Raw genomic sequence first — 21,766 nt, 5'->3', positions numbered from 1 at the left:
TGGTTCTGCCCGAGTTTGGTGGGATCGGGCATCGTCGCCGGGGTCAGAGGGATCCAGACCGGTTTGGGGGCGACGGCGTTGGCCCGGTTGCGTCGTTCGGTGAGCATCGGCGCCAGCCCATGTGGAGAGAGATCATCGCGGGCTTGGCATCGCGTAGGTCGTGGGTGCACGGGCGCTGCCGGGCCGGCGACGGCGACCCCTCGTGGCGGGGCGCGGGGCCGGTTGTCAGGGCTGGAAGAGGACCTTGACGGTGTTGTTGTTCTTGGCCTGGAAGTCCGCGTAGGCGGTGGGTGCCTCGTCCAGGGGGAGGTGGTGGGTGGCGAAGCCCTCGACGCCGAGGGGATCGCCGTCGGTGAGCAGCGGCATCAGGTCGTCGACCCAGCGGCGGACGTTGGCCTGTCCCATCCGCAGCTGGATCTGCTTGTCGAACATGGTCAGCAGCGGCAGTGGGTCGGCCATTCCGCCGTAGACGCCCGACAGGGAGATCGTGCCGCCTCGGCGTACTAGGTCAATGGCCAGGTAGAGGGCTCCGAGCCGGTCGACGCCGGCCTTCTTCATGAGCGTGGCGGCCAGGGCGTCGGGCAGCATACCGGTGAGGGTCTGGGCCGCCTTCACCGCGCTGCTGCCGTGGGCTTCCATGCCGACGGCGTCGATCACGGCATCGGGGCCGCGTCCCCCGGTGGCGTCGCGGACGGCATCGGTGAGCTGGTCACCGTACTGGCTGAGGTCGAACACGCGGGTGCCGTGTCCGGCCGCGCGGGCAAGGCGTTCGGGGACGAGGTCGATGCCGATGACGGTGCCCGCGCCGCGGTGGGCGGCAAGGCGGGTGCACATGTCGCCGATGGGTCCCAGGCCGAGGACGGCGACGCTGCCGGCGGGTGGGATGTCAGCGTAGACGACGGCCTGCCAGGCCGTCGGGAGGACGTCCGAGAGGTAGACGAAGCGGTCGTCCGGCGGCCCGTCGGGGACGGGGATGGGGAGGGTGTCTGCGAAGGGGACGCGCAGGTATTCGGCCTGTCCGCCGGGAATCTGCCCGTATAGCTTGGTGTAGCCGAAGAGACTCGCGCCGTTGCCGTGTTCGCGGACCTGGGTGGTCTCGCACTGCGAGTGCAGCCCCCGCTCGCACATGAAGCAGGTACCGCAGGAGACGTTGAACGGGACGACGACCCGGTCACCCACGGCGAGGTGCTTGACGTCGGAGCCGACTTCGGCGACGACTCCCATCGGTTCGTGGCCGAGGATGTCGCCTGCGTCCAGGAACGGGCCCAGCACTTCGTAGAGGTGCAGATCGGAACCGCACAGCCCGGTGGTCGTCACCTTGATGATCGCATCGGTGGGATCGGTGATGCCCGGATCGGGGACGGTCTCCACTCGCACGTTCCGCCGTCCCTGCCACGTCACTGCCTTCATCACGCCTCCAGCCCTAGGGTGGTTTCGTGCTCCGAATCCCCGGCGCCTACCCCGGGCGCCCGGCGATAGCGCGCAGCGCCGCCATGTTGTGGCGGCGGGGCGGCGGCCGGTCAGACCCATGGGCACCCGGCCTCCAACGCCTTGCGAGCCAGCAATCTGACAGGTTAGGGGCAGGATCAGCAGGCACCCTGCCTATGCGCCGGGCGAGCTCGCTGCACGCTCTTCACGCTGGCCGCGACCACCTGGCCGAACGGTGGGACGATGTCATTAGGCAGCGGTAGACACGCGGGAAACTGCGCGCCCATCCCCGAGACAGACAGCAGGCCAGGCCATGACGAAACAGCCGAAGCCCTCCCAGCCCAAGCACGGAGAGGGCCCCAGCCGCCACGAGGGCACCAAGCAACACGGCTGGTCACCGGACGTCGACGAAACCCGTCAGCAGGACAACCCGAGCGCCCACCGCTCGTTCCACCCCGACAAGTACGCACCAGCCAGGGGCCCTGAACCGGCGGTCTCCAAGGAAGAGGCCGGCGACCCCCACGGCAACCCTGTCAAGAGCCGCGGCAAGCGCGGGGAGGACCAGAGCAAGGGCTCCCGGGAGAAGGGCATGCACGATCTCGGCCCCCGAGGCCACTCCCAACGCCCCAGCGGAACCAAGGACGCCTCGGCCACCACCAGCATCAACCCGAAGGACCCGCCCGGCACACGCAGCGCCGGATAGCGGCAGCACCCAGCACCGCGATCAGCTCACCGCCGCCCGGACCGGGTCCTGGCTCGTCGACGCTCAGCCAGATCTCCTCACCGCTCTCGCGCACCTCGAGCAGGGAAAGCGCTCCGGTCAGATCGAGCAGGCGGCGCAGCTGTGCCGCCAGGGGCCCCGCCCATCCGGTGGGCGCAGGTCATGCCCTTGAGCTCTTCATCGCCGCCGCAGATCGCCAGCGCTCTGGCGCCCATCCGCGTCATCTTCTTCGCGACCTCAAGGAACTTCTCTTCGGTACCGATGCCCTTGGCGGCCCCGGTCAGCTCGCGAGCCGTGGTGGTTGGAGGTTTTCCTCTCGCCATCCGGCAGGAGCCAGCGGCCCGGCCGGTCGGAGGGCAGGGGTCAACTGCTTGGGTGAGTCCGCGCCCGAGGTGTCGGATCAGGTGTGCAGGAGGCTGTTGGTGCCGTCGTGGCCATCGGCGTGGTCTTCGTTGAACCAGTAGTCGCCCGCCGCCAGGTAGCGGAAGGAATGCACGCTCCTCGCCGGCAAGGCGACCGTGACCGCGCGCTTGCCGTCGCTGCGCGGTTCAGGGGTGTGGGCGCCTGGCTTCCAGCCGTTGAAGTCACCGACGACGCTGACCGCTCCGGGCGGAGTGTCGGCGGGCAGGACGAAGGTGACCTGAGCACGGTCCTTGAGACCGGGGGGCTGTTTCCGCTCATCCTGCGGTTCGCGCCGAGCCGGGCACCTGCCCGCGGCCGCTCGGCGCACCGGCTTCACCCGCCCGGTGCCACCAGCGCGTGCACGGCACGCCCCCGGCGTCGGAGCCCGGCTGGACCTGGCCGCCAGGGGAGCCGGGCCGTGACGGTCCTGGGGGTGAAGGCGTGCCTGCGGTGAGCACCCGGTGGCAGGAGCCGGGCCCGGGTGCGGTCAGTGGCTGAGGGCGCTCTTGAGCCGCTGCTTCGTCATTGTCGAGCGTCCCTCGATGCCACGCTTCTTCGCCTCCTGGTACAGCTCGTCCTTCGTGCGCTCCGACGAGCCGCCGCCGCGAGACCTCTCACCGCCCTCTGCGAGGCGGACTTCCCCTGCCGACAGCGAGCATGGCGCGCACCAGCGTGACTCGGCTCTCGCATTCGCCGCCGGATCTTCTCTGCAGCCGCTACGAGCGCAGAGCCGGCCTCCATCAAGGACTGCTGGGCTGACGGCCAACATCACCCGGATCCGGTGGCTGGAGATCATTCCGGAATGATCAGTTAGGCCCCTGAACAGCGGAGGCGCCCACTAGCTTGGACGGATATCCGTGACTGGCAGGCCGTGCTCGGCACGCAAGCGCTCGGCCACGAGCGAGCGGTGACATGCCTCCGGATCGCGCTCGACGCAGAAGAGGGCGGTCGCCGAGCCGCTCGGAAGCTCGGCCACGAGCGCGCCGAGGTCGAACGGGTCGAGGATCTCCAGGGTGTAGCGCTGGATGTACTCGGGCGCGAGCGCGACCCGGTTGCGCTTGCCCACACCTTGGCGGTCGTCCTCGCGGTACTGGAGATGACGCAGTTCCGTCGTCGGCGCCAGCTCCTTCACGTGCCGGTAGCCGATGTCCTCCGCGGCAAGCGCGCGCTGGAGCCGCACCGAATTCGCCCATGAATACTCGGGGCCCCGAACGCCACGGCGCTGGCGAAGGTCGAGCAGCAGCCCCACGCCCCCGCCGGCAAGCTTCTCGAGGAAGGCTCCGGCTGTGAAGCCGTAAACGCCGATCGTCGCGATGCGTCCCATCACCGCTCCCCTCACTCCCCCACTTTGCCAGCGCGCGGTGCGCACCGCGGCCCTCGCGCACCGCAACGCCGTGCACGTGGCCAAGCGGCTGCTGCGGTCGGTGGCCGCGGCCGACGAGGGGCGCATGCTGATCACCTCTTCCATCGCCTCCACCATGCCGGGCTCGTTCCAGGCCCCTATTCCGCCGTGCCGACATGTTCGCGGGCAAGGACAAGCTCGTCGCCGGATCGCCGAAGACCAGGGCGCAGGGCCTGGCCAACAAGGTCCTGCCTGCCCCGCAGCTCAAAGCAGAAGGACACCGCCGGATGTCCCATGAGCGGCCCCTCCGTCACGACCCTCGATCGGCGGGTATCACCGTGACGGGGCGGGATAGAGCATGACCATCGGGGTAGCCGGATCACATGGACACCACCACCGGAACCACGCCACTGCGCGCTGTCGCGCTGGTCTGCACGCTTTCGCCGTCGCCGAAACGGTCCAGCTCGCAGTTGCTGGCCGAGCAGACCATGGCCGCCTTGGCCGATCACGGCGTTACCGGGAAGGTGATCCGGATCGCCGACCACGACGTCAAACCAGGCGTCGAGGTCGACATGGGAGAGGAGGATTCCTGGCCGGAGATCCGCGACACGATCCTGGGCTGCGACATCCTGGTCCTGTCCACGCCCATCTGGCTGGGGCACCCCTCCAGCCTCGCCCAGCGCGTCCTGGAACGCCTCGACGCCGAACTCGGTGAAAGCGACGACGAGGGCCGCATGCTCACCTACGGCAAGGCCGCGGCCGTGTGCGTCGTCGGCAACGAAGACGGCGCCCACCACGTCAGCGCCGACCTGTTCCAGGGTCTGAACGACGTCGGTTTCTCCCTCGCTCCGAACGCGGTCACCTACTGGGTCGGCGAGGCCATGCAGGGCACCGACTACCAGGACCTCGACAAGACCCCCGAGAAGACCGCGGCCACGACCAGGACCCTTGCCGCGAACACCGCGCACCTCGCGCGCCGTCTCAAGGCCGCCCCCTACCCGCCCTCTTACTGACCGCCGTCCCACCCGTCCGAGCCGGAAGGAGACCGCGATGACTTCCCACGAGCAGGCCCGCCTCACCGATCCGGTGGGGCTGCACCCCCGTCCGCCGTTTCCCGAGCAGGACCAGGACCATCCCGGCTCGACCGAGGCGATGAAACCCCGCCCCGACCACGGTGAGGACACCTACCAGGGCCACGGCCTACTGAACGACCGCAAGGCCTTGGTCACCGGAGGGGACTCCGGGATCGGCCGCGCCGTCTGCCTGGCCTTCGCACGGGAAGGCGCCGACGTCGTCTTCACGCACCTGCCCGAGGAAGCCGAGGAGGCGGAGGAGACCGCCCGACTGATCCACCAGGCCGGCCGCACAGCGGTGGCCGTCGCCTGCGACATCCGGCACGAAGCCGAGTGCACCGCCCTCGTCGACAAGGCAGTGGGCGAACTGGGCGGCATCGACCTGCTCGTCAACAACGCCGCCTACCAGATGGCCCAGCCGGACGGGATCGAGGCGATCACCACCGAGCAGTTCGACCGGGTGATGAAGACCAACCTGTACGGGATGTTCTGGCTCACCAAGGCCGCGCTGGCCCACATGCCGGCCGGCGCCTCGGTGATCAATACCGCATCCGTGCAGGGCTACCAGCCCAGCCCGCACCTACTCGACTACGCCATGACCAAGTCCGCGATCATCTCCTTCACCCACAGCCTCGCCCAAATGCTCGCCGAGCGCGGCATCCGGGCCAACGCCGTGGCTCCCGGACCGGTGTGGACCCCGCTGATCCCCGCGACGATGCCCGACCCGACGAAGTTCGGCGAGCAGTCGCCGTTGGGCCGGCCCGCACAGCCGGCGGAGATGGCACCCGCGTACGTCTTCCTCGCCTCCGACCGGGCCTCCTACATCACCGGCGAAATCGTCAACGCCACCGGTGGAACACCCCTGCCATGACCCCGGACGAAGCGCTGCGCCGGATCGCCTTCCTCCTCGAATGGCGCGGGGCGTCCCCGTACCGGGTGCGGGCCTTTCACACGGCGGCCGACGCCGTCCGCCACCTGCCACCGGGCCCGGTGGACGCCGCCCAGGCCGCACGGCTGCGCGGGGTGGGCCCGGTCACCGCCGAGGTGATCGCCCAGGCATCGACCGGCGCGATGCCGCGCTACCTGGCCCGCCTGGAGGCCGAAGCCGACCCCGCCGCCCTGGCCGGCTGGGACCTCGCGGCTGCGAGCACCGGGGACTGCCACCTGCACTCCGACTGGTCGGACGGCGGCAGCCCGCTCGAGACCATGGCCGACGCGGCCCGCGCCCTGGGCCACCAGTGGGCCGTTCTGACCGATCACTCGCCGCGGCTGACGATCGCCCACGGACTGAGCCCCGAGCGACTCGAAACCCAACTGGAAGCCGTGGCCGCCGTGAACTCCCGGATGGGCCCGGATTTTCGGCTGCTGACCGGTATCGAGTGCGACATCCTCGAGGACGGCTCACTCGACCAGGAGGAGGGCCTGCTGGGCCGGCTCGACGTCGTCGTGGCATCCGTGCACTCCAAGCTCCGCTCGGAGCCCGAGCCGATGACCGCCCGCCTGCTGGCCGCGGTGAGCAACCCGCACGTCGACGTCCTGGGCCACTGCACGGGACGGATCATCACCGGCCGGGGGCGCCCGCAGTCCCGCTTCGACGCCGAGGCCGTATTCGCCGCGTGCGCAGAGGCGGGCACCGCCGTGGAGATCAACTGCCGACCCGAACGGCGCGACCCGCCAGACGACCTGCTCGTACAGGCCGCCGCCGCGGGCTGCCGCTTCGCCGTGGACACCGACGCCCACGCCCCCGAACAGCTGCACTGGCAGAGCACGGGCTACGCGCGCGCCGCACGGGTCGGCCTGGGCGCGGACCGACTGATCACGACCTGGCCTCTCGGGCGGCTGCTGACCAGCAGGAGCAGCCGCCCGTGAACCACCCCTGTCTTCCCGCCGCACGGCGGTACCCGACCCCGCTCCACGTTCAGCTTCTGCCCCTGAGGTCACGCTGGCAGTGGACGCCGGTCCGGGGCGGCATGATGGGGTCCGCAAGACGTGCGTGGCCTCGTCTCGTGTGCCGGCGAGGGCATGGATGTGGGAGCGAAACAGTGGAGTAATGCGATGGTGACGGCAACGACCAGCGACATCGAGAAGGCAGCCGAGGTATTGCGCGCCGGCGGTCTGGTGGCCCTTCCGACCGAGACCGTCTACGGCCTGGGCGCGAACGCGGAAGACCCCGTCGCCGTCGCGCGGATCTTCCAGGCGAAGGGGCGCCCGCCCTCTCACCCGCTGATCGTCCACATCGCCGCTGCAGAGCACCTGGACGACTGGGTCGAGACCGTGCCCACCACCGCGCGTCTGCTGGCCGAACACTTCTGGCCGGGACCGCTGACCCTGGTCCTGCGGCGCGGTCACCGGGTGCCCCTGGAAGCGACAGGTGGGTTGGAGACGGTGGCCGTGCGTGTGCCGGACCACCCAGTCGCCCTCGCCCTGCTGTCGGCGTTCGGGGGCGGCGTCACGGCCCCGTCCGCCAACCGCTTCGGCTCGGTCAGCCCCACCACCGCGGGCCACGTCCGCCTGGAGCTTGGTGATGCCGTCGACTTCGTGCTGGACGGCGGCGCGTGCGAGGTCGGCGTCGAGTCGACCATTGTTGACGTCACGGGCGACATCCCGAGCATCCTGAGGCCCGGCGGTGTGACCCGCGAGGACCTCGAAGCGGTGCTCGGGCGTTCCATCGGGGTGCCCTCGACGAATCATGTCCGAGTGCCGGGCCAGCACCCGTCGCACTATGCGCCAAGTGCGCGGGTCGTCCTGGTCGAGCCGGAGAGGGTGGTGGCCGAAGCCGAGCTCGCGCAGATGGCGGGGCACAAGGTTGGCGTCTTCGTTCCTGCCTCCTTCGCCGACGCTGCGGTCAAGGCGCACGCCGTGGTGACGATCCCCGATTCGATGGACGCCTACGCGCACGGCTTGTACGGATACCTGCGCGAGCTCGATCAACAAGGATGCGACCTCATCATCGCGTCCCTCCCGGTGGAGGACGGGTTGGGGCTGGCGATCGCCAACCGGCTTCGCCGGGCCGCCGGGCCGCGACCCTCCCGGTGAGCGGCCCGGCCCGGACGGTCAGGAAGCGGTGGGAGTCGCCGTAGCGAGGCCGCGGGCGGTGACGAGCTGTGCACTGCCGTCGGCCAGCCTGTAGGACAGCCCCACCACGCCCAGCCGGCCGTCGGCGACCCGCTCGGCCAGGACGCGGGAGCGCTCCAGCAGCAGGTCCACCGTGTGCTCGATGTGCTCGGCCAGTATCTCCTCGGCCGTCTCACGTCCTGCGGCGCGGGCTGCCAGCACGCTCGGGGTAACCCGTTCGACGACGTCACGCACGAATCCGCCCGGCGTCTGCCCGTCCTCCAGGGCCGAGCAGGCCGCGGCGACAGCGCCACACGAGTCGTGGCCAAGGACGACGACCAGCGGCGCGTTGAGGACGCTTACACCGAACTCGATGCTTCCGAGCACTTCCGTACCCGCGACATGCCCAGCGGTGCGGACCACGAACAGGTCGCCCAGGCCCCGATCGAAAATGATCTCGGCGGCCAGCCGCGAGTCGGAGCACCCGAACACCACGGCGAAGGGCTGCTGGGACGGCGCAGTCTCGGTGCGGCGGGTGGCGTCCTGGTTCGGGTGCTCGGGGGTACCGGAGACGAAACGCTGATTGCCGGCCAGCAGCAGGTCATAGGCGTTGTCAGGCATCTGGATCTCAGTCATGTCCGCAGCCTACGAGGCGGCACCGGCCTCCGCTGACTGGGCCCGCGGCAAGGCGACGAGTCGGGCAACGCCGCCGGCCCCAGCATCACCCCCAGACGCCGGGCGAGGGCGCCCTCGGCTCAGAGCCTGCGCGCGTGGCTCAGCTGCCGGACCCGTGCGGCGTCCCCGGCAGGTCACGGGGCAGGGCCCCGGGCACGATGCAACGCCCGGGGCCTCCTCAGCCGACCGCTGTCTCAGCGGAGCCACCCCGCTCCTCCATCACCGCCAAGGCGGGAGGCTGCGGTGTAGGGGCCCGGCCAAGCGGGGTGATTTCGAGCAAGGCCGGCTCCTGGGATCAGACTTCGCCGCGCCAGGAGCCGGTCTCGCGGCCGCGCTCCTCGATGTACGCCTTGAACCGCTTCAGGTCGCCGGTGATCTGCCGCTTCACGAAGCCGAGCTTGTCGCCGACGTTCTCCGCGATGCCCTCCGGGTCGTAGTCCAGCTGCAGCATCACCTTGGTCTTGGCCTCGTCCAGGCGGTGGAAGGTGACCACGCCGGCCTGCTTCACTTCACCGCCCAGCGTCGTCCACGCCACCCGTTCGTCGGGAATCTGCTCGGTGATCTCCGCCTCGAAGTCCTTTCGCACACCACCGATCTTCGCCACCCAGTGCGTCATCGTGTCGGTGCGCTGCTCGATCCGCTCGACCCCGTCCATGAAGTGGGGGAACGATTCGAACTGCGTCCACTGGTTGTAGGCGGTCCGCACGGGGACGTCGACCTCGACGGACTCTTCGACCTTCGACACGAAAATCTCCTTTCCTCTTCACCGGTCAGGCAGAACGCCCGGCCTCCGGGGAGCCTTGCCCCCACCGCGCCCTTGCCCGCAATCCCTTCACTCATGACCCCCGAATGACGGCGAGGGTGAGCACCGTCAGGCCGGGTTGCACGGGCAGTAGGGCCGCTATGCGGCGACCATCGCGCGACCGGGACTGGTGAAACGGTCCGGACGGTGGCTGCGGCGCTGGTCCCGTCTCCGTCGATGGTGCATTTGCCATGCGCACGCCAAAAATCTAGGGTCGGTGCATTGTGATCATCTACACGGGGGTCCCCGCCATCATGCGCATCCAACGGATCGTGGCCGTCAGCACCGCAGCCCTGCTCTGCCTCACGGCCCTGACTGCGTGCGGCAGTGACGAAGGGAAAGACTCCCTCAATGATTACCTGGACAATCAGGCGCCCGCCAAGAATGGCGGCACCGACGGACCGGGCGGCTCCGACGGCAACGGCAAGGCCAGACTGCCCAAGGCGGGCTCGATGGCGAAGGCCGCCCAGATCGTCAACGGGTATGGCGATTGCAGCGACATCTCCACCGACCCTCACGACGACGACTTCTTCCCCGGTGACGAGACCTACGACAGCAAGTGGGCCGTCAGCGAACGAGGGGCCTGCGGCAAAGGCACCCGCATCTTCATGATCAAAGATCTGAAGACCTTCCAGGCCACGTACAAGGCTGAACTCGACGCAGACCGAAAGGAAAGCCCGAACAAGGGACACCGCGGCAAGTTCCTCCTCGGCCAGGACTTCGCCGTCCTACCCGACCAGAAGCCTGTCATCCGCAACGCGATCAAGCCCGGCGGGCTGCTGATCCTAAACTGCCACCCCGATTTCAACCCTCCCAGCGGCTACCGCAAAGACCCCGCACTCGTGAAGGGCTGCGTCCTGACCGACTACTTCGAAGACTGACCGACACCCGAAGGGCGACCGGCTTGAGGCGAGGGCAGCAGGCGGTTCGCTTCCGGGCGCGGCCGACAGCTCCTCGCAGACGGACCCTTCGGAGTGTCCCAGCAGGCATGGTCCGGGCCAGCCGGCGGGCCGCTTCCCGCGGCAGGCAATATGGGGGGCTCCCGTATGCCACCGGGCGCCCAGCGATTCCATGCTCTAAAAGCAGCGCATGATCTGCTGCTCCCCCAGGGTGTGAGGAGGGGGAAACACCCCGTGGTGCGCCGCCCCGCAGGCTCAGGCCCCGGTGTACTGGAGGGCTTCGCGCACTGCCTCGGAGGCGGTTGGCCGGCCCATGAGGACACACAGAGTGATGAGTGAATCGGACAGGATGCGCTCTGCCTCGCGGGCCGGGGCGGGCGTGGTCGCCATCAATGTGCCCACCGCCCACACGGTCGCCCGGGTTTCCCGCACGCCTGGGGCTGGACGACGGGCAGCGTCGGAGCCTGTGGTGAGGGGGACGGACGCGGTCATGGCGTGTACCTGCTTTCCGGCGGCCACCGTCAGGTGAGCAGGGACCGGGTGGCGGTGAGATCAAAGAGCCGTTCGAGGCGACTGCTGGCGGCGGTCACATGCAGGGCGCGGCCGGCGCGCAGGGCGGCCAGACGAGCAGTCAGGAAGGTTGAGGCCGGCGCAGTCGCAGAAGGCGACCTGGCTCAAGTCCACGAGGAGGGTGCCCCGGCGGGACCACCTGCGCGGCCGAGGTACCCGACGGTGTGATGGGCGCGGCCTGGTTCTCGTACCGTCCGTGTTCGTCTGGCCCCGATCTTCTCCATCACGGCACCCGGCCGGCAGCCGACCCTTCGCTACCCGCCGAGCGATGTGGCCACCCGTCGGGACCGGCGGCCCGGAACCGCCGTACCGCTCGCCGCCCCGGCCGCCCTCATCGGGCTCGGCAGAGCCTGGATCCCGGCCGACCTCGACACCGCCGCCCCACCACCGAACGGCTGCCGCACGCAGGCCGGACGGACTGCGCCGCAGGAGGGATGATGGACACATGCTCTGGTCGCCTCCTCCGCTCGCCCGGCTCCGGGTCCGGGCAGGAGAAGAGCTCTTGCGCCGGGTCGCTGGCCCTTCGGCGCATCACAAACGTGCCCGTATCCATGGCGCTCCAGGACCCCGCTGGTTCGAGCCGCACAGTCCGATCCGGCTCGTGCATGCGGACGCGGCGATGTACGTCGGCGGGCTTGCCGCGCTGCTGCTGCAGTCGCTGCACCCAGAAGCCATGGCTGCCGTGTGGGCGCACTCGGGGTTCAGAGGAGATCCCTGGGGCCGGCTCCAGCGCACCAGCACCTTCCTGGCCGCCACCACGTTCGGGACGGACCGGGACGCTGCTCAGGCCGTCCTTCGGGTGCGCAGCGTCCACGACCGGATCAGCGGCGTCACCTCGGAGGGAGTGCCCTACCGCGCTTCCGATCCACACCTGCTGGCCTGGGTCCACATCGCCGAGGCGGAGTGCTTCCTGCGGGCCTACCAGCGCTATGGGCGCCAGCCCCTGGAGCGGGTCGGCCAGGACGCTTACGTGCGCGACATGGCGCTGGTCGCCGGTCGGCTGGGAGCCGAGGAACCGCCTGAGACCCGCGCGGAGCTGTCCGCGCGGCTCGCCGGATACCGCGGAGAGTGCCGGTCCACGCCGGAGTCACGCGAGACGACCGCGTACCTGCTGTCGCATCGCCGCTGCCGGGCGCTGTACGGATTCCGTATGCCTTCTTGGCGGCCGCGGCCGTGGATCTGCTGCCCCGATGGGCGAGAGCCCAGCTGCCCCTTCCCCGCACATCACGGCTCTTGCTGCCTCTGGCCGTTCCCGGAGGCCGTGCCGTAATAGCCGCGATCCGCTGGGCCACGCCACCTCTGCCTCTGCCGGTGGAGGCCGCCCGAATCTTCGCTGGCGCCGTCTTCTTCGCTGCTGCGGTCGTCCCGGTCGTCGCTGGTTCCTCCGTGGTTTAAGCGGCGCCTGTCTTGTCGTTGGCCGGCCCGAGCTGGGCCGGGTCCCGGAAGCGGGTGGTCTTGGTCTTGGCGCCAGAGCGGACGTCTTGGAGGTAGCGGGGGTTGAACCGGATGATCGGGGGACCGGCGGTCTCGGGATCCTGGTAGAGCGATGGGTCGAGACCGTTCATGCCTTCCGGGGTCCATCGCCGAGTCAGCGGCATCAGGTCGGCGGCGAGAACGGACCTGGGCCCCGCGGGCGTGGGCACGATGACACGCATGGTGGGGTAGTAGTCCACGAAGACCTGCCGATCGCGCCCGCACGGGCCGATGACCCCCCGCCCGTGGTTTCCCACGGCAACGATGCAGCGCATCTGGCGGGCGCCCTGGGCTCGTGCGGCTCCCAGAGCCACGAGTTCGGCGCAGGGTCCCCCGGTGAAGTGGTGCGTGGCCGGGACGGCCCTCGGCGCAGCCCCGCCGACGGTCTCCTCCCGGAGGAGGAGGCCGGACCGGGCCGCAGGTCCCGGAGCCGGGGGTGGACGGGACCGGGGTCCTCGTGCCCTTGGGCGATGTACCGTACCAGGGCGGGTTCCTAGCCTCGGGGCATGCGATCACACGAAGCGGACGATGCTCAAGGAGACCCCGTGACCACGGTCAGCCCCGCCGCACGCCGCGCCTTGGCCGTGGGCCTCACCCTCGCCGCCTGCCTCACGTCCTCCCCCGTCCTGGCCACGGCCGCCGAGACCCCCGCCCAGGACAGCTCCGGGGCCGGACTGGACCGGTACTACCGCCAGCACCTCGGCTGGGGCAGCTGCATCAAGGGCCCCGACGACACCACGGGCCGCGATCTGGACCAGGCAGGCGTGCAGTGCGCGGACGTGACCGTGCCCCTGGATTACGCCGACCCCCGGGGGCGCACGATCACCGTGGCGATCTCCCGGCTCAAGGCCACCGACACCCGCCACCGCATCGGCGCGATCCTCCTCAACAACGGCGGTCCGGGCGGGCCCGCGCTCCAGTCCCCGCCGCAGGCCCGCGCGTCGATGAAGGAGGTCGGCGCGCGCTACGACATCGTCGGCTTCGACCCGCGCTTCATCGGGCGCAGCACCGCGCTGGACTGCGGCTTGCCGGTCGGCATGACCTGGCTGTCCGCCGGCACCGGCCGGGCGGGCTTCGACCGCCAGGTCACCCTGCAGAAGAGCCTGGCCGACAAGTGCCGGGCCACCGACGCCGCGGTGCTCCCGCACATCACCACCCGCAACACGGCCCGCGACATGGACGTCATCCGCGGCACGCTCGGCGAGCGGAAGATCTCCTTCCTGGGCTACTCGTACGGCACCTACCTGGGCACGGTCTACACGCAGATGTTCCCCGGCCGCCACGACCGGATGGTGCTGGACGGGGCGATCAACCCGAGCGACTACCGCCCCCGGCTGCTGAAGGGCACCGAGCGCGAGAACGAGAAGGCGCTGTCCGACTGGGCCGCCTGGGCCGCGGAGCACCACGACACCTACGGCCTCGGCCGCAGCCGCGCCGAGGTGCTCGCCGCCGTCGACCGCATCGTCGCGGCGGCCGCGCGCGGTCCGCTGACCATCGGCGCCGGCGCCGATGCCTTCCGGATCGACGACAGCCAGGTGCCGCTCCTCCTCTTCTCGGGCATCGCGGACGACACCGCCCCGGCGCGGGCGTCGTTCGGCGAGCTGCTTTCCGTACTGGCCAAAGCCGCGGAGGGCCGGCCGACGACGGTACCGCCGATGCTCGTCCCGGAGCTCCGGTACGTGCTGCGCGGTGAGGGCGAGCCCACCGGCGCGCAGTCCGCCGTCATCTGCGGGGACGTGGCCGCCGCGCGCGATCCGGAGCTCTACTGGCGGGACATCGAGCGCAACCGGACCGCGCACCCGCTGTTCGGCGCTCTGACCAACAACATCAACCCGTGCGCCTTCTGGGACTCGCCGCGCGAAGAGCCCACCCGGGTGCGGCGCGATGCCCCGGCACTGATCGTCGCCGCCACCGGTGACCCGCGTACGACGTACAAGGGAAGCGTCGAGCTGCACAAGCAGCTGCCGAGCTCCAGGCTGGTCACCCTCGAGGGCGCCAACCGGCACGCCCTCTACGGGCGCTACGGCAACGCGTGCGTGGACGACCAGGTCAACCGGTACCTGGCCACCGGCAAGCTGCCGGCGAGGGACCGGACTTGCGTCAAACAGGCTGGGTAGCGGCCGCGTGACCGGCCCCCGAGCCTCATGGATCCGGAGGCTCGGCGGGGCCGATCTGTAGGGTCGAGCCGCCTCAGGACTCGATGATGCTGTTGAGGAACATGACGGTTCCAGCGAAGGGAACCACTGCAGCACCGGCCGCGACAGCCGGATCGAAGCGCCAGGTCCAGATGCCGGCCGCAGCCGCGACGATCACGCCGCGGAAAGGATGAGGGCGGATCGCAGGGACACGACCGGCCGCCCACCAGGCGTGGTCACGCGGCGGCTCCCGGGGTCTTCACACGTGTGAGAGCACTGCGGACGATGCCCTCACGTTCGGCTGCAGCTGCCTCATCAAGGTCACCGCCAAAGTCCGCTGCGGTGTCGTTGTCGAAGGGGCCGACGTCCCAAGCGCCCATGGTCTCTCCTGATCACGATGTTGGCCGGGGCATCCTGACAGAGGCCACTGACACAAGCCGTGCAGTCCAGAGCGGGGAGTGTCGGAGCCTCACACTGACTGGTCCAGCCCGTCCACACGGACGAGTCGGCGGTGGCAGATGAGGGCTGCGGCTATGCCGGAGAAAGCGAGGAAGTGTTCTGCCTTGCGTTCATAGCGCCGGTGGAGTCGGCGGCAGCGGGCGAGCCAGGACACGGTCCTCTCAACAACCCATCGGTGGCGGCCGAGCCGCTGTGAGGACTCGATCCCTTTGCGGGCGATGCGGTGGCGGATGCCGCGCTTGCGGAGCCACCGGCGCAGGTGGTCATGGTCGTAGCCCTCGTCGGCGTGCAGCTTCGCCGGGCGGCGACAGGGTCCGTGGGAGAACGAATGGGTGGGATGCCGCGCACGAGCGGCTGAAGTCCCTGGCTGTGGTGCATGTTGGCCGCCCGAGATGCCCAGTGACAGCGGGAGTCCGTTCCGGTCCGTGATCAGGTGGATCTTCGATCCCGGCTTGCCACGGTCGGTCGGGTTCGGTCCGGTCAGTGGCCCCCTTTTGCAGCCCTCAGACTGACGGAGTCGGGCACCGGCCCGCCTCCGGCCCCCCACCCTGCGGACGTATCACCACCGTCGGCGGCACCACTCGCCGGAACAAAACCCACAACTCGTCCGGCACCAGCCGGTCGATGAGATCCGTCATGCACGGTTCTACGAACGATCACGCCATAAGAGACGACGTCTTATGCGAACCGCCGCCTTGCCGCCGACAGGATCAGTCGTTGATGCCCTACTTAACGCGGTCGAGGAAGCCGAGCACCCGATGGTTGACCTGCATCGCGGCCTGTTCGTCGTAGGACGGCAGGCTGCTGTCGGTGAACAGGTGCCTGTCGCCGGGGTAGAGGAACAGCTCCGCATCCGTCACCGTCTCGACGACCGCGCGGGCCGCGTCCGCATCACCCTCCCCGGCGAAGAACGGATCTGAGTCCATGCCGTGGATCTGAACTGGGACGTCTTGGGGCCAGGCCGCGCCGAACTCCGAGACTGGGACGCACGCCTCGAGCAACAGTGCACCCTTTGCTCCGGGGCGAGTCTGGGCCAGCTTCTGCGCCGGCAGGACACCGAGCGAGAAGCCAACATAGATGAGCTCCGCAGGCATTCCCTCGGCGGCGACGGCTCCGCGCGCGGTGATCGTGTCGAACCCGACGCTCTCGGCATAGGCGGCGCCCTCCTCGAGGCTGTCGAACACCTGCCCTTCGTACAGATCTGGAGCGTGGACGGTGTGTCCGGCCCGTCGCAACTGCTCGGCGAAACTGCGAACGCCGGCGGTCAGCCCGTGTCCATGGTGGAAGACCAGCACCTCAGCCATGTTGCTCCCCTCGTACTGCGGTGCCCGGGTGGCGCCGCGGCACGAGTATGGACCGCAGCACTGACAACCACGGGCCTCGGCCGGACAGGACCAGGCCGGTGGTCCCTGTTCGGTGAGGCGGACTTCGATGACGGCGACTCGCCGGTCTCGGAAGCGCAGGTTCGAGCGGGCAGCCTTCAGCCGCTCGTCGAGAGTGCAGTTGTCGGTGGTGAGCTGGAGGACGCGTTGCTTGAATGTGGTGTTCTCGGTGGCGATCCGTGGGATGGCTTCCCCGGTCCATTCGGCCTGCGAGTCGCGGATCTGGCCCAAGAGTTCACGATGCAGGTCCGCTGGGTGAGGATCTCGGCATGGGCGGCTTCAACGAGGCAGAGCTGACAAGTGGCACCGTTGCCTGTCGACTCAGGCGCAACGACAGTCTTGCCTCGGTGACCGTGCTGCTATTCCCCGTGAACGTCCACGGGCCTCAAGACCCGCAACTGGTGTCGAATCCGGCAGACAAACGCTGTCGCCTGAGGGGCTGGGACAGTCGGGCCTTCGGCCGGGACCGGGGCCGCCTGCCGGGTCGCGGCCGCGGCGGGGGCGGTGGTGGCCCGGGCCATGCCTGATCGACCCATCGGCCGCGACCGTCGCCGATCATCTGCTCGGGCGTGGCCAGGGCCGCCGCCTTGGTTCAGCCCGGTCGGCTGGCGTTCGCGAGCGGGCCTTTCGGCTGCCGCACCAATGCCCGGTCACTGATTCGGCCCATTACCCGTGACGGGAGGGCGGCTCGGGCAGTTGTGGGGGACGTCGTTCGTGCCGTACTCCGGCGTGAGTTCAAGGAGATCTCTATGTTCCGTATCGCCAAGGCCGTAGCCGTTACCGCCGCCGCTGGTGCTGTCCTGGCAGGCGGGGCCGGCATGGCCGCCGCCGACGCCGTGGCAGAAGGCGCTGCCATCGGCTCCCCCGGCGTCCTGTCCGGCAACGTCCTCCAGGTGCCCATCCACATCCCGGTCAACATCTGCGGCAACACCGTCAACATCGTCGGTATCCTCAACCCCGCCTTCGGAAACACGTGCATCAACGACGGCGGAGACATCAAGGGCGGCCACCACAAGGCCGACCACCACGGCTAGTACTGACAGCACCAGAGCCTGAAACCCGGCGCGCTCATCGCGCCGTCACAGCAGCGCCGCCATCAAAACCAGCCGCAGCGCACAGCCCCGCACAGATCGGCCTCCCCTCATCCTCCAGGGGAGGCCGATCTCATGACGAGAACCAGTGATGTTCCGCAGCGGCCCGTCTCGCGTACGGGGGGCCTCTTCTCTCCGGCGCCCGATGGTCCGCATGATCCTCGCGACCCGCTTGTGGTTCACCACCCGGCCGCCTTCCTCACGGAGCTCGGCCGTGATCCTGGGGCTCGGTAACTGCCGTCGGAGTCCTGGTGGGCCTTGCGTATCCGGGGCGCGGGCCGCGCCTCGGCGGTCTGCCGGGCCGCTCTTGCGGCCGCGGTGCGGGGCCAGTAATAGACGCTCGAGCGGGAGAGGCCGAGGACGTCGCCGAGCCGTTTCGCGCCGTGACGGTGCTGGTGATCTTCAACGAACTGGCAGCGGCTCACCAGCGCGTCTCCGTTGCGAAATACCGGGCCGCCTTGCGGAGAATGTCGCGCTCTTCCTCCAGCTCGCGGATCCTCTTCCGGGCTGCTGCCGGCTCCGCCTGAACGTCGTCACCGCTGGCCTGTGCGGCGGCCTGCTTTGCATCGAGTGGGCGCCTGGCCCGGCGCTCGTCGGCGGCCCGGATCCAGTTCCGCAGCGCTCGGTGTTCACCCCGAGACCAGCGGCGCCCGACTTGATCGTCGCTCCCGGCCTCGACCGGTAGACCGCGACCGCGTCCGCCTTGAACTCGGCGGGGCAATGCTTCATCCCCACCGGAACTCCATTCTCCTGGACCATCAAGATCCAAGTCTCTCCGGTGTCCCAAATCCGGGGGCAAGGCCCTCGACCAATTGACCCTCGAAATGGTCGGGGCCGCTCACCCGGTCCACAGCTCAGGCCTGCGGCGACGTTCTCCAAGAAGTGCAGGACGTTGACCGTTCCTGAGGTGACGAGGAAAGCCGCGCCCCCACGCGCCGCACTCACGCTCACACGTGACGTGGATCACAACGATTTTCCGGAATTGAAGATTCCATCTTTGGGTGACGCTGGCCTGATTCTCCCTCTTTCGCTCCTCGTTACGTTCCTTTCGCGCCACCCAAGTGGCCTGAAATCAATACGATCGAGCGGCAATGACGGCAATCCAGTCCGATCCCGCGGAGGAACGCGGGCGGCTGTGGTCGGGGCGGAGTCTGCGTCTCGTCGGGGCTCCATCGCCCTGGTCATGGCAGTCGCCTTGGTGGACGGCACCAGCGCGGCCATCGCCGCGGAGCATCGCCACCCCACCGCCGCGAAGCCGGAGGCGGTCACGCAGGCCGCCGACATCCCGTCGGCCCGCGTGGCCGCCCGGCTGTCGGGCAAGCAGGTAGAGGCCCTCTCCGAGCGCACCGAGACCTGCACGACGTGGGTCAACAAGAACGGCTCGCTGACCACCGAGCTGAGCGCCGGGCCCACTGCTGTCGGCTTCCCGCTCCGGACGGCGACAATCCGCGCTGGATCACCGAGGACACCGCCACAGGAAGCCTGACCCGCAACATCGAGTCAGCCTCCGGTGACCTGGCCGCCACCACCAGCAAGACCGGCGACACCGTCCTCCAGCTGACCACCATCCACGGCGATGTGGCCCTCCAGCTCCCCCTGGACATCACCAAGCCGCCCGTCGCCCTGGACAACGACGAGTACGGCAACCCGCGCGCCGGCCAGCCGGTGACGCGCTACGACTGGCTCGGAGGCAAGCAGCGCTCCAGTGAGACCCTCACCGGTCTCACGCTGATGGGCGTCCGTCTCTACAACCCGCTCAGCGGACGCTTCCTGTCCCTGGACCCGGTCCAGGGCGGTAACGACAACGCGTACGGCTACCCGGCCGACCCCATCAACCAGTACGACCTCGACGGCCGCTTCGACTGGGGCAAGTTCCTCGACCGCGTCGGTACCGGACTCGCCATTGCCAGCATGTTCGGCTGCGGCGCTTGCGCGCTCGTCTCCGCGGGGATCAGCCTCGGCCGCGGCATCTACAAGGTGTCCAGGGGCGATCGCGAGGGCTGGATGGACATCGCCGGGGCGGCGACCTTCGGTGCGGGACGCGCCGTCACCCGGTTCAACAACGTCCGCAGGGCCAGCCGGATGGCGAAGGCTCCCAAGGGCGTGCGAGGCCGGTCACGAGCCCACAAACGGGCCCGGAGCAGGGCCAGCAAGGCGCACCGGCGTACAACCGACGCGTCGTGAGGCGGGTCCACGGCGTGGACCGCTACTACGGGTACTACAGCACCGGCTACTCGCTCTACGGTGAGTGGAGGGACCACCGAGGCCGCTGATCAGCGCAAGCCGTGGGCGGGGGCGGTTCCGTACCGCCCCGCCCTCGCCGTACATCGAGAGGAGCGGGTATGCCTTCGCAAGCGTCGAAGAGCGCAGTCCCGTCGAAGAGCCCCTTCCAGTGGGCCGACCGTACGATCACCTTCGCGTTCCTCCTGGCCTCGGCTCGGGGCGACGGCGCTGAGGCCGCGCGGGAACGCGCAGAGATTGAGGAGGCCATGCGGAAGACGGCGGCCGCGACCGCCGGGCGGATCGGCATGAAGGCCGAGCCCCTGTGGGTGCGGGCCATGTCGATCCTCGGATTCCGGGCGGGCGCCTGGTTCCTGATCACAGCGCTCGTCCTCGTCGGCGGACTGCTCCTGCCCCGTTCGGAGCTGTCCGGTTACCTGACCGTGACGGTGGCGGCGTTCCCCGCTGCCCTGTGCGCCTCCCGTGAGGCCGCCCACGAGATCGCCCGCTCGGCGCTGCGCCGGGAACGTCTGACGCAGCGCGGCAGGTGCTGGTACTCCCGCGTCCAGCACGACGGGTTCGTCGCGCTGCTGGTCCTGCCCCTGTGGGCGGCCTGCGCCGCGGCGGTCCAGCCCTGGGCCTGACCCTGCGCCTGCCCTGTGTGCCGCGGCTCCCTGACGGGAGTCGCGGCACACAGGTGTCCGGCCCGGGGCTACAGGCTGAGGGCGGCCTCCGCGTTGCTCGTCCACGCGGTCACGGAGTTTTTGGTGGGCGACACGGATGGCCCGCCCCGTTCTCAGGGAGCCCTCCGTGGGAGGACGCCATCGTGTGGTCCCCGATTCCAACCACTGGTGTCGGGGAAAATGCCAGCCATCTCTTCCTGGCATCTACCTGACAGAAGCAGCAGCCCTACGCTCAGCGGCGCCCCCCTCAAGGCGCCATCAACACTCGTCACGACCAGGCCCTGACCTGTCAAACAAGGCACCTGACGCACCATCAAGGGTATGGACGCCGGCGCCGATTCCCGCCAACGCTGCCCCCGTCAGCCATGCCCAAAACCTCCGGATGAAGCTCTGCAGCGGCCCCCGCCTCGACCTCCCGCAGTCCGCCCCGTAACGGAGTCGCGGACCCTTCGCGCAAGACCCTGATCGGGTGCCGCTGCTCCTTCTCCACTCGAACGTGTGAGTTCAAACGTCCCCACCCCCAGAGGAACTGCCCTACACACCTACACCGCATCTCAGTTCGAAAAATTCCCCCTCCCGGGTCCGTTACGACACCCAGGCGCGGGGGGTTGTTCGACCATCGCTCGGTTCCACGTCAATTCAGGGAGGACCAGTGCCGACAGCGCACCACCCCCGTATGGCTGCTGCCCGAATCGAACAGGTGAGGCCGGGCTACCGGCCGCTGACGAAGGTGGTGCTGCTCCTGCTGCGCTCGGACGGGAAGGTGGCGCTGGTCCGCCGGGCCCGATGCCCCGAACGGGGCCAGTTGGCCCTGGTGGGCGGACGGCTGGAGCCGGCGGAGTGGCTGGACGAGGCGGCCTGCCGGGGGGCCTCCCACGCGCTGGGTATCGGAGTGGGCGTGCAGGACATCGAGCTCAGCGGACTCCTGCACTACCGCAGTGAGCGGGGCGCGGGCCGCCTGTGCGTCGTCTTCGCCACGCAGCGCTGGTCCGGGGAGCCCAGCAACTCCGCGCCGTGCGAGTACAGCGAGGTGGTGTGGGCGGATCCGGGCGGCCCTCCGGCTGACTGCCGGCCGCTCACCCACGCCGTCCTCAACCAGTACGTCGCCGGCACCCTGTACGCCGCCGTCGCCATGCCGGACGCCCGGACCGCCCCAGCCGAAACGGCGGCGATCCGGGCAGCGGGGTACGAGCGCGAGATCTGGCTCGGTGCCTCCGGCTCGGGCATGCCGGCAGCTTCCAGTGAGAAGAACACCGGTGCACGACCGGATGCGAGGGAGACGAAGTGAGCAAGACGGCCAGCGGTGACTCAGGGGAGTCGGCGGTGTCGGAGTCGGAGCGGCTGCTGTTCGGCGGCG

The 21,766-nt window shown here is 69.6% G+C and carries 23 protein-coding genes and 3 pseudogenes; 14 read left to right on the top strand and 12 right to left on the bottom strand.

Annotated elements, in window-relative coordinates:
- Positions 1 to 225: 225 nt before the first annotated feature.
- Positions 226 to 1,410 (bottom strand): alcohol dehydrogenase catalytic domain-containing protein, encoded by a 1,185-nt coding sequence (locus AB5J51_RS38195; protein WP_369779882.1) that lies wholly within the window; start codon positions 1,408 to 1,410, stop codon positions 226 to 228.
- A gap of 331 nt (positions 1,411 to 1,741) precedes the next feature.
- Here AB5J51_RS38195 and AB5J51_RS38190 point away from each other — a divergent pair, with 331 nt between their 5' ends.
- Positions 1,742 to 2,131: a hypothetical protein gene (locus AB5J51_RS38190; protein ID WP_369779881.1), complete on the top strand. Its 390-nt coding sequence runs from the start codon at positions 1,742 to 1,744 to the stop codon at positions 2,129 to 2,131.
- 418 nt (positions 2,132 to 2,549) lie between these two features.
- Here AB5J51_RS38190 and AB5J51_RS38185 read toward each other — a convergent pair whose 3' ends face one another.
- Positions 2,550 to 2,888, bottom strand: coding sequence for an isoamylase early set domain-containing protein (locus AB5J51_RS38185; protein WP_369779880.1), 339 nt, complete (start codon positions 2,886 to 2,888; stop codon positions 2,550 to 2,552).
- A gap of 501 nt (positions 2,889 to 3,389) precedes the next feature.
- Positions 3,390 to 4,031 (bottom strand): DUF488 domain-containing protein, encoded by a 642-nt coding sequence (locus AB5J51_RS38180; RefSeq protein ID WP_369779879.1) that lies wholly within the window; start codon positions 4,029 to 4,031, stop codon positions 3,390 to 3,392.
- Positions 4,032 to 4,276: 245 nt separating this feature from the next.
- Between AB5J51_RS38180 and AB5J51_RS38175 the strand changes: the two genes are divergently transcribed.
- The 4 genes from AB5J51_RS38175 to AB5J51_RS38160 all read left to right on the top strand — a co-directional run bounded on the left by AB5J51_RS38175 (position 4,277) and on the right by AB5J51_RS38160 (position 8,002).
- Complete coding sequence (locus AB5J51_RS38175; RefSeq protein ID WP_369779878.1) at positions 4,277 to 4,906, top strand: flavodoxin family protein; 630 nt, start codon at positions 4,277 to 4,279, stop codon at positions 4,904 to 4,906.
- A gap of 37 nt (positions 4,907 to 4,943) precedes the next feature.
- Positions 4,944 to 5,837: an SDR family oxidoreductase gene (locus AB5J51_RS38170; RefSeq protein ID WP_136224127.1), complete on the top strand. Its 894-nt coding sequence runs from the start codon at positions 4,944 to 4,946 to the stop codon at positions 5,835 to 5,837.
- Positions 5,834 to 6,835 (top strand): PHP domain-containing protein, encoded by a 1,002-nt coding sequence (locus AB5J51_RS38165; protein WP_369779877.1) that lies wholly within the window; start codon positions 5,834 to 5,836, stop codon positions 6,833 to 6,835. Before AB5J51_RS38170 ends, AB5J51_RS38165 begins: the two co-directional genes overlap by 4 nt.
- A gap of 186 nt (positions 6,836 to 7,021) precedes the next feature.
- The gene (locus AB5J51_RS38160) at positions 7,022 to 8,002 is read left to right on the top strand and encodes an L-threonylcarbamoyladenylate synthase (protein WP_369779876.1); all 981 of its coding nucleotides are present in this window, start codon (positions 7,022 to 7,024) and stop codon (positions 8,000 to 8,002) included.
- An 18-nt stretch (positions 8,003 to 8,020) separates the two neighbouring features.
- Here the strand turns inward: AB5J51_RS38160 and AB5J51_RS38155 are convergent, their stop codons facing one another.
- Both AB5J51_RS38155 and AB5J51_RS38150 read right to left on the bottom strand, forming a co-directional pair.
- A complete protein-coding gene (locus tag AB5J51_RS38155; RefSeq protein WP_053790705.1) occupies positions 8,021 to 8,656 on the bottom strand; it encodes a carbonic anhydrase in 636 nt (211 codons plus the stop codon).
- Positions 8,657 to 8,990: 334 nt separating this feature from the next.
- The gene (locus AB5J51_RS38150) at positions 8,991 to 9,440 is read right to left on the bottom strand and encodes an SRPBCC family protein (protein ID WP_369779875.1); all 450 of its coding nucleotides are present in this window, start codon (positions 9,438 to 9,440) and stop codon (positions 8,991 to 8,993) included.
- A 281-nt stretch (positions 9,441 to 9,721) separates the two neighbouring features.
- Here AB5J51_RS38150 and AB5J51_RS38145 point away from each other — a divergent pair, with 281 nt between their 5' ends.
- Positions 9,722 to 10,378 (top strand): hypothetical protein, encoded by a 657-nt coding sequence (locus tag AB5J51_RS38145; protein ID WP_369779874.1) that lies wholly within the window; start codon positions 9,722 to 9,724, stop codon positions 10,376 to 10,378.
- Between the two features lie 273 nt (positions 10,379 to 10,651).
- Here the strand turns inward: AB5J51_RS38145 and AB5J51_RS38140 are convergent, their stop codons facing one another.
- Positions 10,652 to 10,786 carry a DUF5133 domain-containing protein gene (locus AB5J51_RS38140; RefSeq protein ID WP_369780385.1) on the bottom strand — a complete coding sequence of 45 codons (135 nt, stop codon included), beginning with the start codon at positions 10,784 to 10,786 and terminating at the stop codon, positions 10,652 to 10,654.
- Positions 10,787 to 11,236: 450 nt separating this feature from the next.
- On the opposite strand from AB5J51_RS38140, the gene AB5J51_RS38135 reads away from it, so the two are divergent.
- Both AB5J51_RS38135 and AB5J51_RS38130 read left to right on the top strand, forming a co-directional pair.
- Positions 11,237 to 11,404, top strand: coding sequence for a hypothetical protein (locus AB5J51_RS38135; RefSeq protein WP_168724217.1), 168 nt, complete (start codon positions 11,237 to 11,239; stop codon positions 11,402 to 11,404).
- A 7-nt stretch (positions 11,405 to 11,411) separates the two neighbouring features.
- A pseudogene (locus tag AB5J51_RS38130) lies at positions 11,412 to 12,361 on the top strand (oxygenase MpaB family protein).
- Here the strand turns inward: AB5J51_RS38130 and AB5J51_RS38125 are convergent.
- A complete protein-coding gene (locus AB5J51_RS38125) occupies positions 12,358 to 12,621 on the bottom strand; it encodes a hypothetical protein (protein WP_369779873.1) in 264 nt (87 codons plus the stop codon). The pseudogene AB5J51_RS38130 and the gene AB5J51_RS38125 sit on opposite strands and share 4 nt — an antisense overlap.
- 363 nt (positions 12,622 to 12,984) lie before the next feature.
- On the opposite strand from AB5J51_RS38125, the gene AB5J51_RS38120 reads away from it, so the two are divergent.
- Positions 12,985 to 14,556, top strand: a complete 1,572-nt coding sequence (locus AB5J51_RS38120; protein ID WP_369779872.1) for an alpha/beta hydrolase — start codon at positions 12,985 to 12,987, stop codon at positions 14,554 to 14,556.
- Positions 14,557 to 14,629: 73 nt separating this feature from the next.
- On the opposite strand, the gene AB5J51_RS38115 is transcribed toward AB5J51_RS38120, so the two are convergent.
- From AB5J51_RS38115 to AB5J51_RS38100, 4 genes and pseudogenes are all read right to left on the bottom strand, one after another.
- Entirely contained in the window at positions 14,630 to 14,752 is a 123-nt protein-coding gene (locus AB5J51_RS38115) for a hypothetical protein (RefSeq protein WP_267887525.1), read from the bottom strand.
- 91 nt (positions 14,753 to 14,843) lie between these two features.
- Positions 14,844 to 14,954 (bottom strand): annotated as a pseudogene (locus AB5J51_RS38110) (DUF4259 domain-containing protein); the annotation flags it as partial.
- 89 nt (positions 14,955 to 15,043) lie between these two features.
- Positions 15,044 to 15,580: an IS5 family transposase gene (locus AB5J51_RS38105; protein WP_369779871.1), complete on the bottom strand. Its 537-nt coding sequence runs from the start codon at positions 15,578 to 15,580 to the stop codon at positions 15,044 to 15,046.
- Positions 15,581 to 15,758: 178 nt separating this feature from the next.
- Positions 15,759 to 16,337, bottom strand: a complete 579-nt coding sequence (locus AB5J51_RS38100; RefSeq protein WP_369780384.1) for a dienelactone hydrolase family protein — start codon at positions 16,335 to 16,337, stop codon at positions 15,759 to 15,761.
- Between the two features lie 827 nt (positions 16,338 to 17,164).
- Here AB5J51_RS38100 and AB5J51_RS38095 point away from each other — a divergent pair.
- Complete coding sequence (locus AB5J51_RS38095; RefSeq protein WP_369779870.1) at positions 17,165 to 17,449, top strand: chaplin; 285 nt, start codon at positions 17,165 to 17,167, stop codon at positions 17,447 to 17,449.
- A 45-nt stretch (positions 17,450 to 17,494) separates the two neighbouring features.
- Here AB5J51_RS38095 and AB5J51_RS38090 read toward each other — a convergent pair whose 3' ends face one another.
- Positions 17,495 to 17,725 (bottom strand): IS3 family transposase, encoded by a 231-nt coding sequence (locus AB5J51_RS38090; protein ID WP_369780383.1) that lies wholly within the window; start codon positions 17,723 to 17,725, stop codon positions 17,495 to 17,497.
- 964 nt (positions 17,726 to 18,689) lie between these two features.
- Between AB5J51_RS38090 and AB5J51_RS38085 the strand changes: the two genes are divergently transcribed.
- The 4 genes and pseudogenes from AB5J51_RS38085 to AB5J51_RS38070 all read left to right on the top strand — a co-directional run bounded on the left by AB5J51_RS38085 (position 18,690) and on the right by AB5J51_RS38070 (position 21,697).
- Entirely contained in the window at positions 18,690 to 18,992 is a 303-nt protein-coding gene (locus AB5J51_RS38085) for a hypothetical protein (RefSeq protein WP_369779869.1), read from the top strand.
- Positions 18,941 to 19,690: pseudogene (locus AB5J51_RS38080) on the top strand (RHS repeat-associated core domain-containing protein); the annotation flags it as partial. The gene AB5J51_RS38085 and the pseudogene AB5J51_RS38080, both read left to right, overlap by 52 nt.
- A gap of 158 nt (positions 19,691 to 19,848) precedes the next feature.
- Complete coding sequence (locus tag AB5J51_RS38075) at positions 19,849 to 20,370, top strand: hypothetical protein (RefSeq protein WP_136224117.1); 522 nt, start codon at positions 19,849 to 19,851, stop codon at positions 20,368 to 20,370.
- 715 nt (positions 20,371 to 21,085) lie between these two features.
- The gene (locus tag AB5J51_RS38070) at positions 21,086 to 21,697 is read left to right on the top strand and encodes an NUDIX domain-containing protein (protein ID WP_369779868.1); all 612 of its coding nucleotides are present in this window, start codon (positions 21,086 to 21,088) and stop codon (positions 21,695 to 21,697) included.
- Positions 21,698 to 21,766 lie beyond the last annotated feature (69 nt).

Origin of the sequence: Streptomyces sp. R33 (genome assembly GCF_041200175.1) — a bacterium.
GTDB classification, from domain to species: domain Bacteria; phylum Actinomycetota; class Actinomycetes; order Streptomycetales; family Streptomycetaceae; genus Streptomyces; species Streptomyces katrae_B.
The sequence above is the reverse complement of the archived record's forward strand: the minus strand, read 5'-3'. Positions and strand labels throughout refer to the sequence as shown.

Bases quoted from the DNA above. Each gene is read 5' to 3' on its own strand.
- AB5J51_RS38195 (WP_369779882.1), bottom strand. From the start codon at position 1,410: ATGAAGGCAGTGACGTGGCAGGGACGGCGGAACGTGCGAGTGGAGACC.
- AB5J51_RS38190 (WP_369779881.1), top strand. From the start codon at position 1,742: ATGACGAAACAGCCGAAGCCCTCCCAGCCCAAGCACGGAGAGGGCCCC.
- AB5J51_RS38180 (WP_369779879.1), bottom strand. From the start codon at position 4,031: ATGGTGGAGGCGATGGAAGAGGTGATCAGCATGCGCCCCTCGTCGGCC.
- AB5J51_RS38175 (WP_369779878.1), top strand. From the start codon at position 4,277: ATGGACACCACCACCGGAACCACGCCACTGCGCGCTGTCGCGCTGGTC.
- AB5J51_RS38170 (WP_136224127.1), top strand. From the start codon at position 4,944: ATGACTTCCCACGAGCAGGCCCGCCTCACCGATCCGGTGGGGCTGCAC.
- AB5J51_RS38165 (WP_369779877.1), top strand. From the start codon at position 5,834: ATGACCCCGGACGAAGCGCTGCGCCGGATCGCCTTCCTCCTCGAATGG.
- AB5J51_RS38160 (WP_369779876.1), top strand. From the start codon at position 7,022: ATGGTGACGGCAACGACCAGCGACATCGAGAAGGCAGCCGAGGTATTG.
- AB5J51_RS38155 (WP_053790705.1), bottom strand. From the start codon at position 8,656: ATGACTGAGATCCAGATGCCTGACAACGCCTATGACCTGCTGCTGGCC.
- AB5J51_RS38140 (WP_369780385.1), bottom strand. From the start codon at position 10,786: ATGGCGACCACGCCCGCCCCGGCCCGCGAGGCAGAGCGCATCCTGTCC.
- AB5J51_RS38125 (WP_369779873.1), bottom strand. From the start codon at position 12,621: ATGCGTGTCATCGTGCCCACGCCCGCGGGGCCCAGGTCCGTTCTCGCC.
- AB5J51_RS38100 (WP_369780384.1), bottom strand. From the start codon at position 16,337: ATGGCTGAGGTGCTGGTCTTCCACCATGGACACGGGCTGACCGCCGGC.
- AB5J51_RS38095 (WP_369779870.1), top strand. From the start codon at position 17,165: ATGTTCCGTATCGCCAAGGCCGTAGCCGTTACCGCCGCCGCTGGTGCT.
- AB5J51_RS38085 (WP_369779869.1), top strand. From the start codon at position 18,690: ATGGCAGTCGCCTTGGTGGACGGCACCAGCGCGGCCATCGCCGCGGAG.
- AB5J51_RS38075 (WP_136224117.1), top strand. From the start codon at position 19,849: ATGCCTTCGCAAGCGTCGAAGAGCGCAGTCCCGTCGAAGAGCCCCTTC.
- AB5J51_RS38070 (WP_369779868.1), top strand. From the start codon at position 21,086: ATGGCTGCTGCCCGAATCGAACAGGTGAGGCCGGGCTACCGGCCGCTG.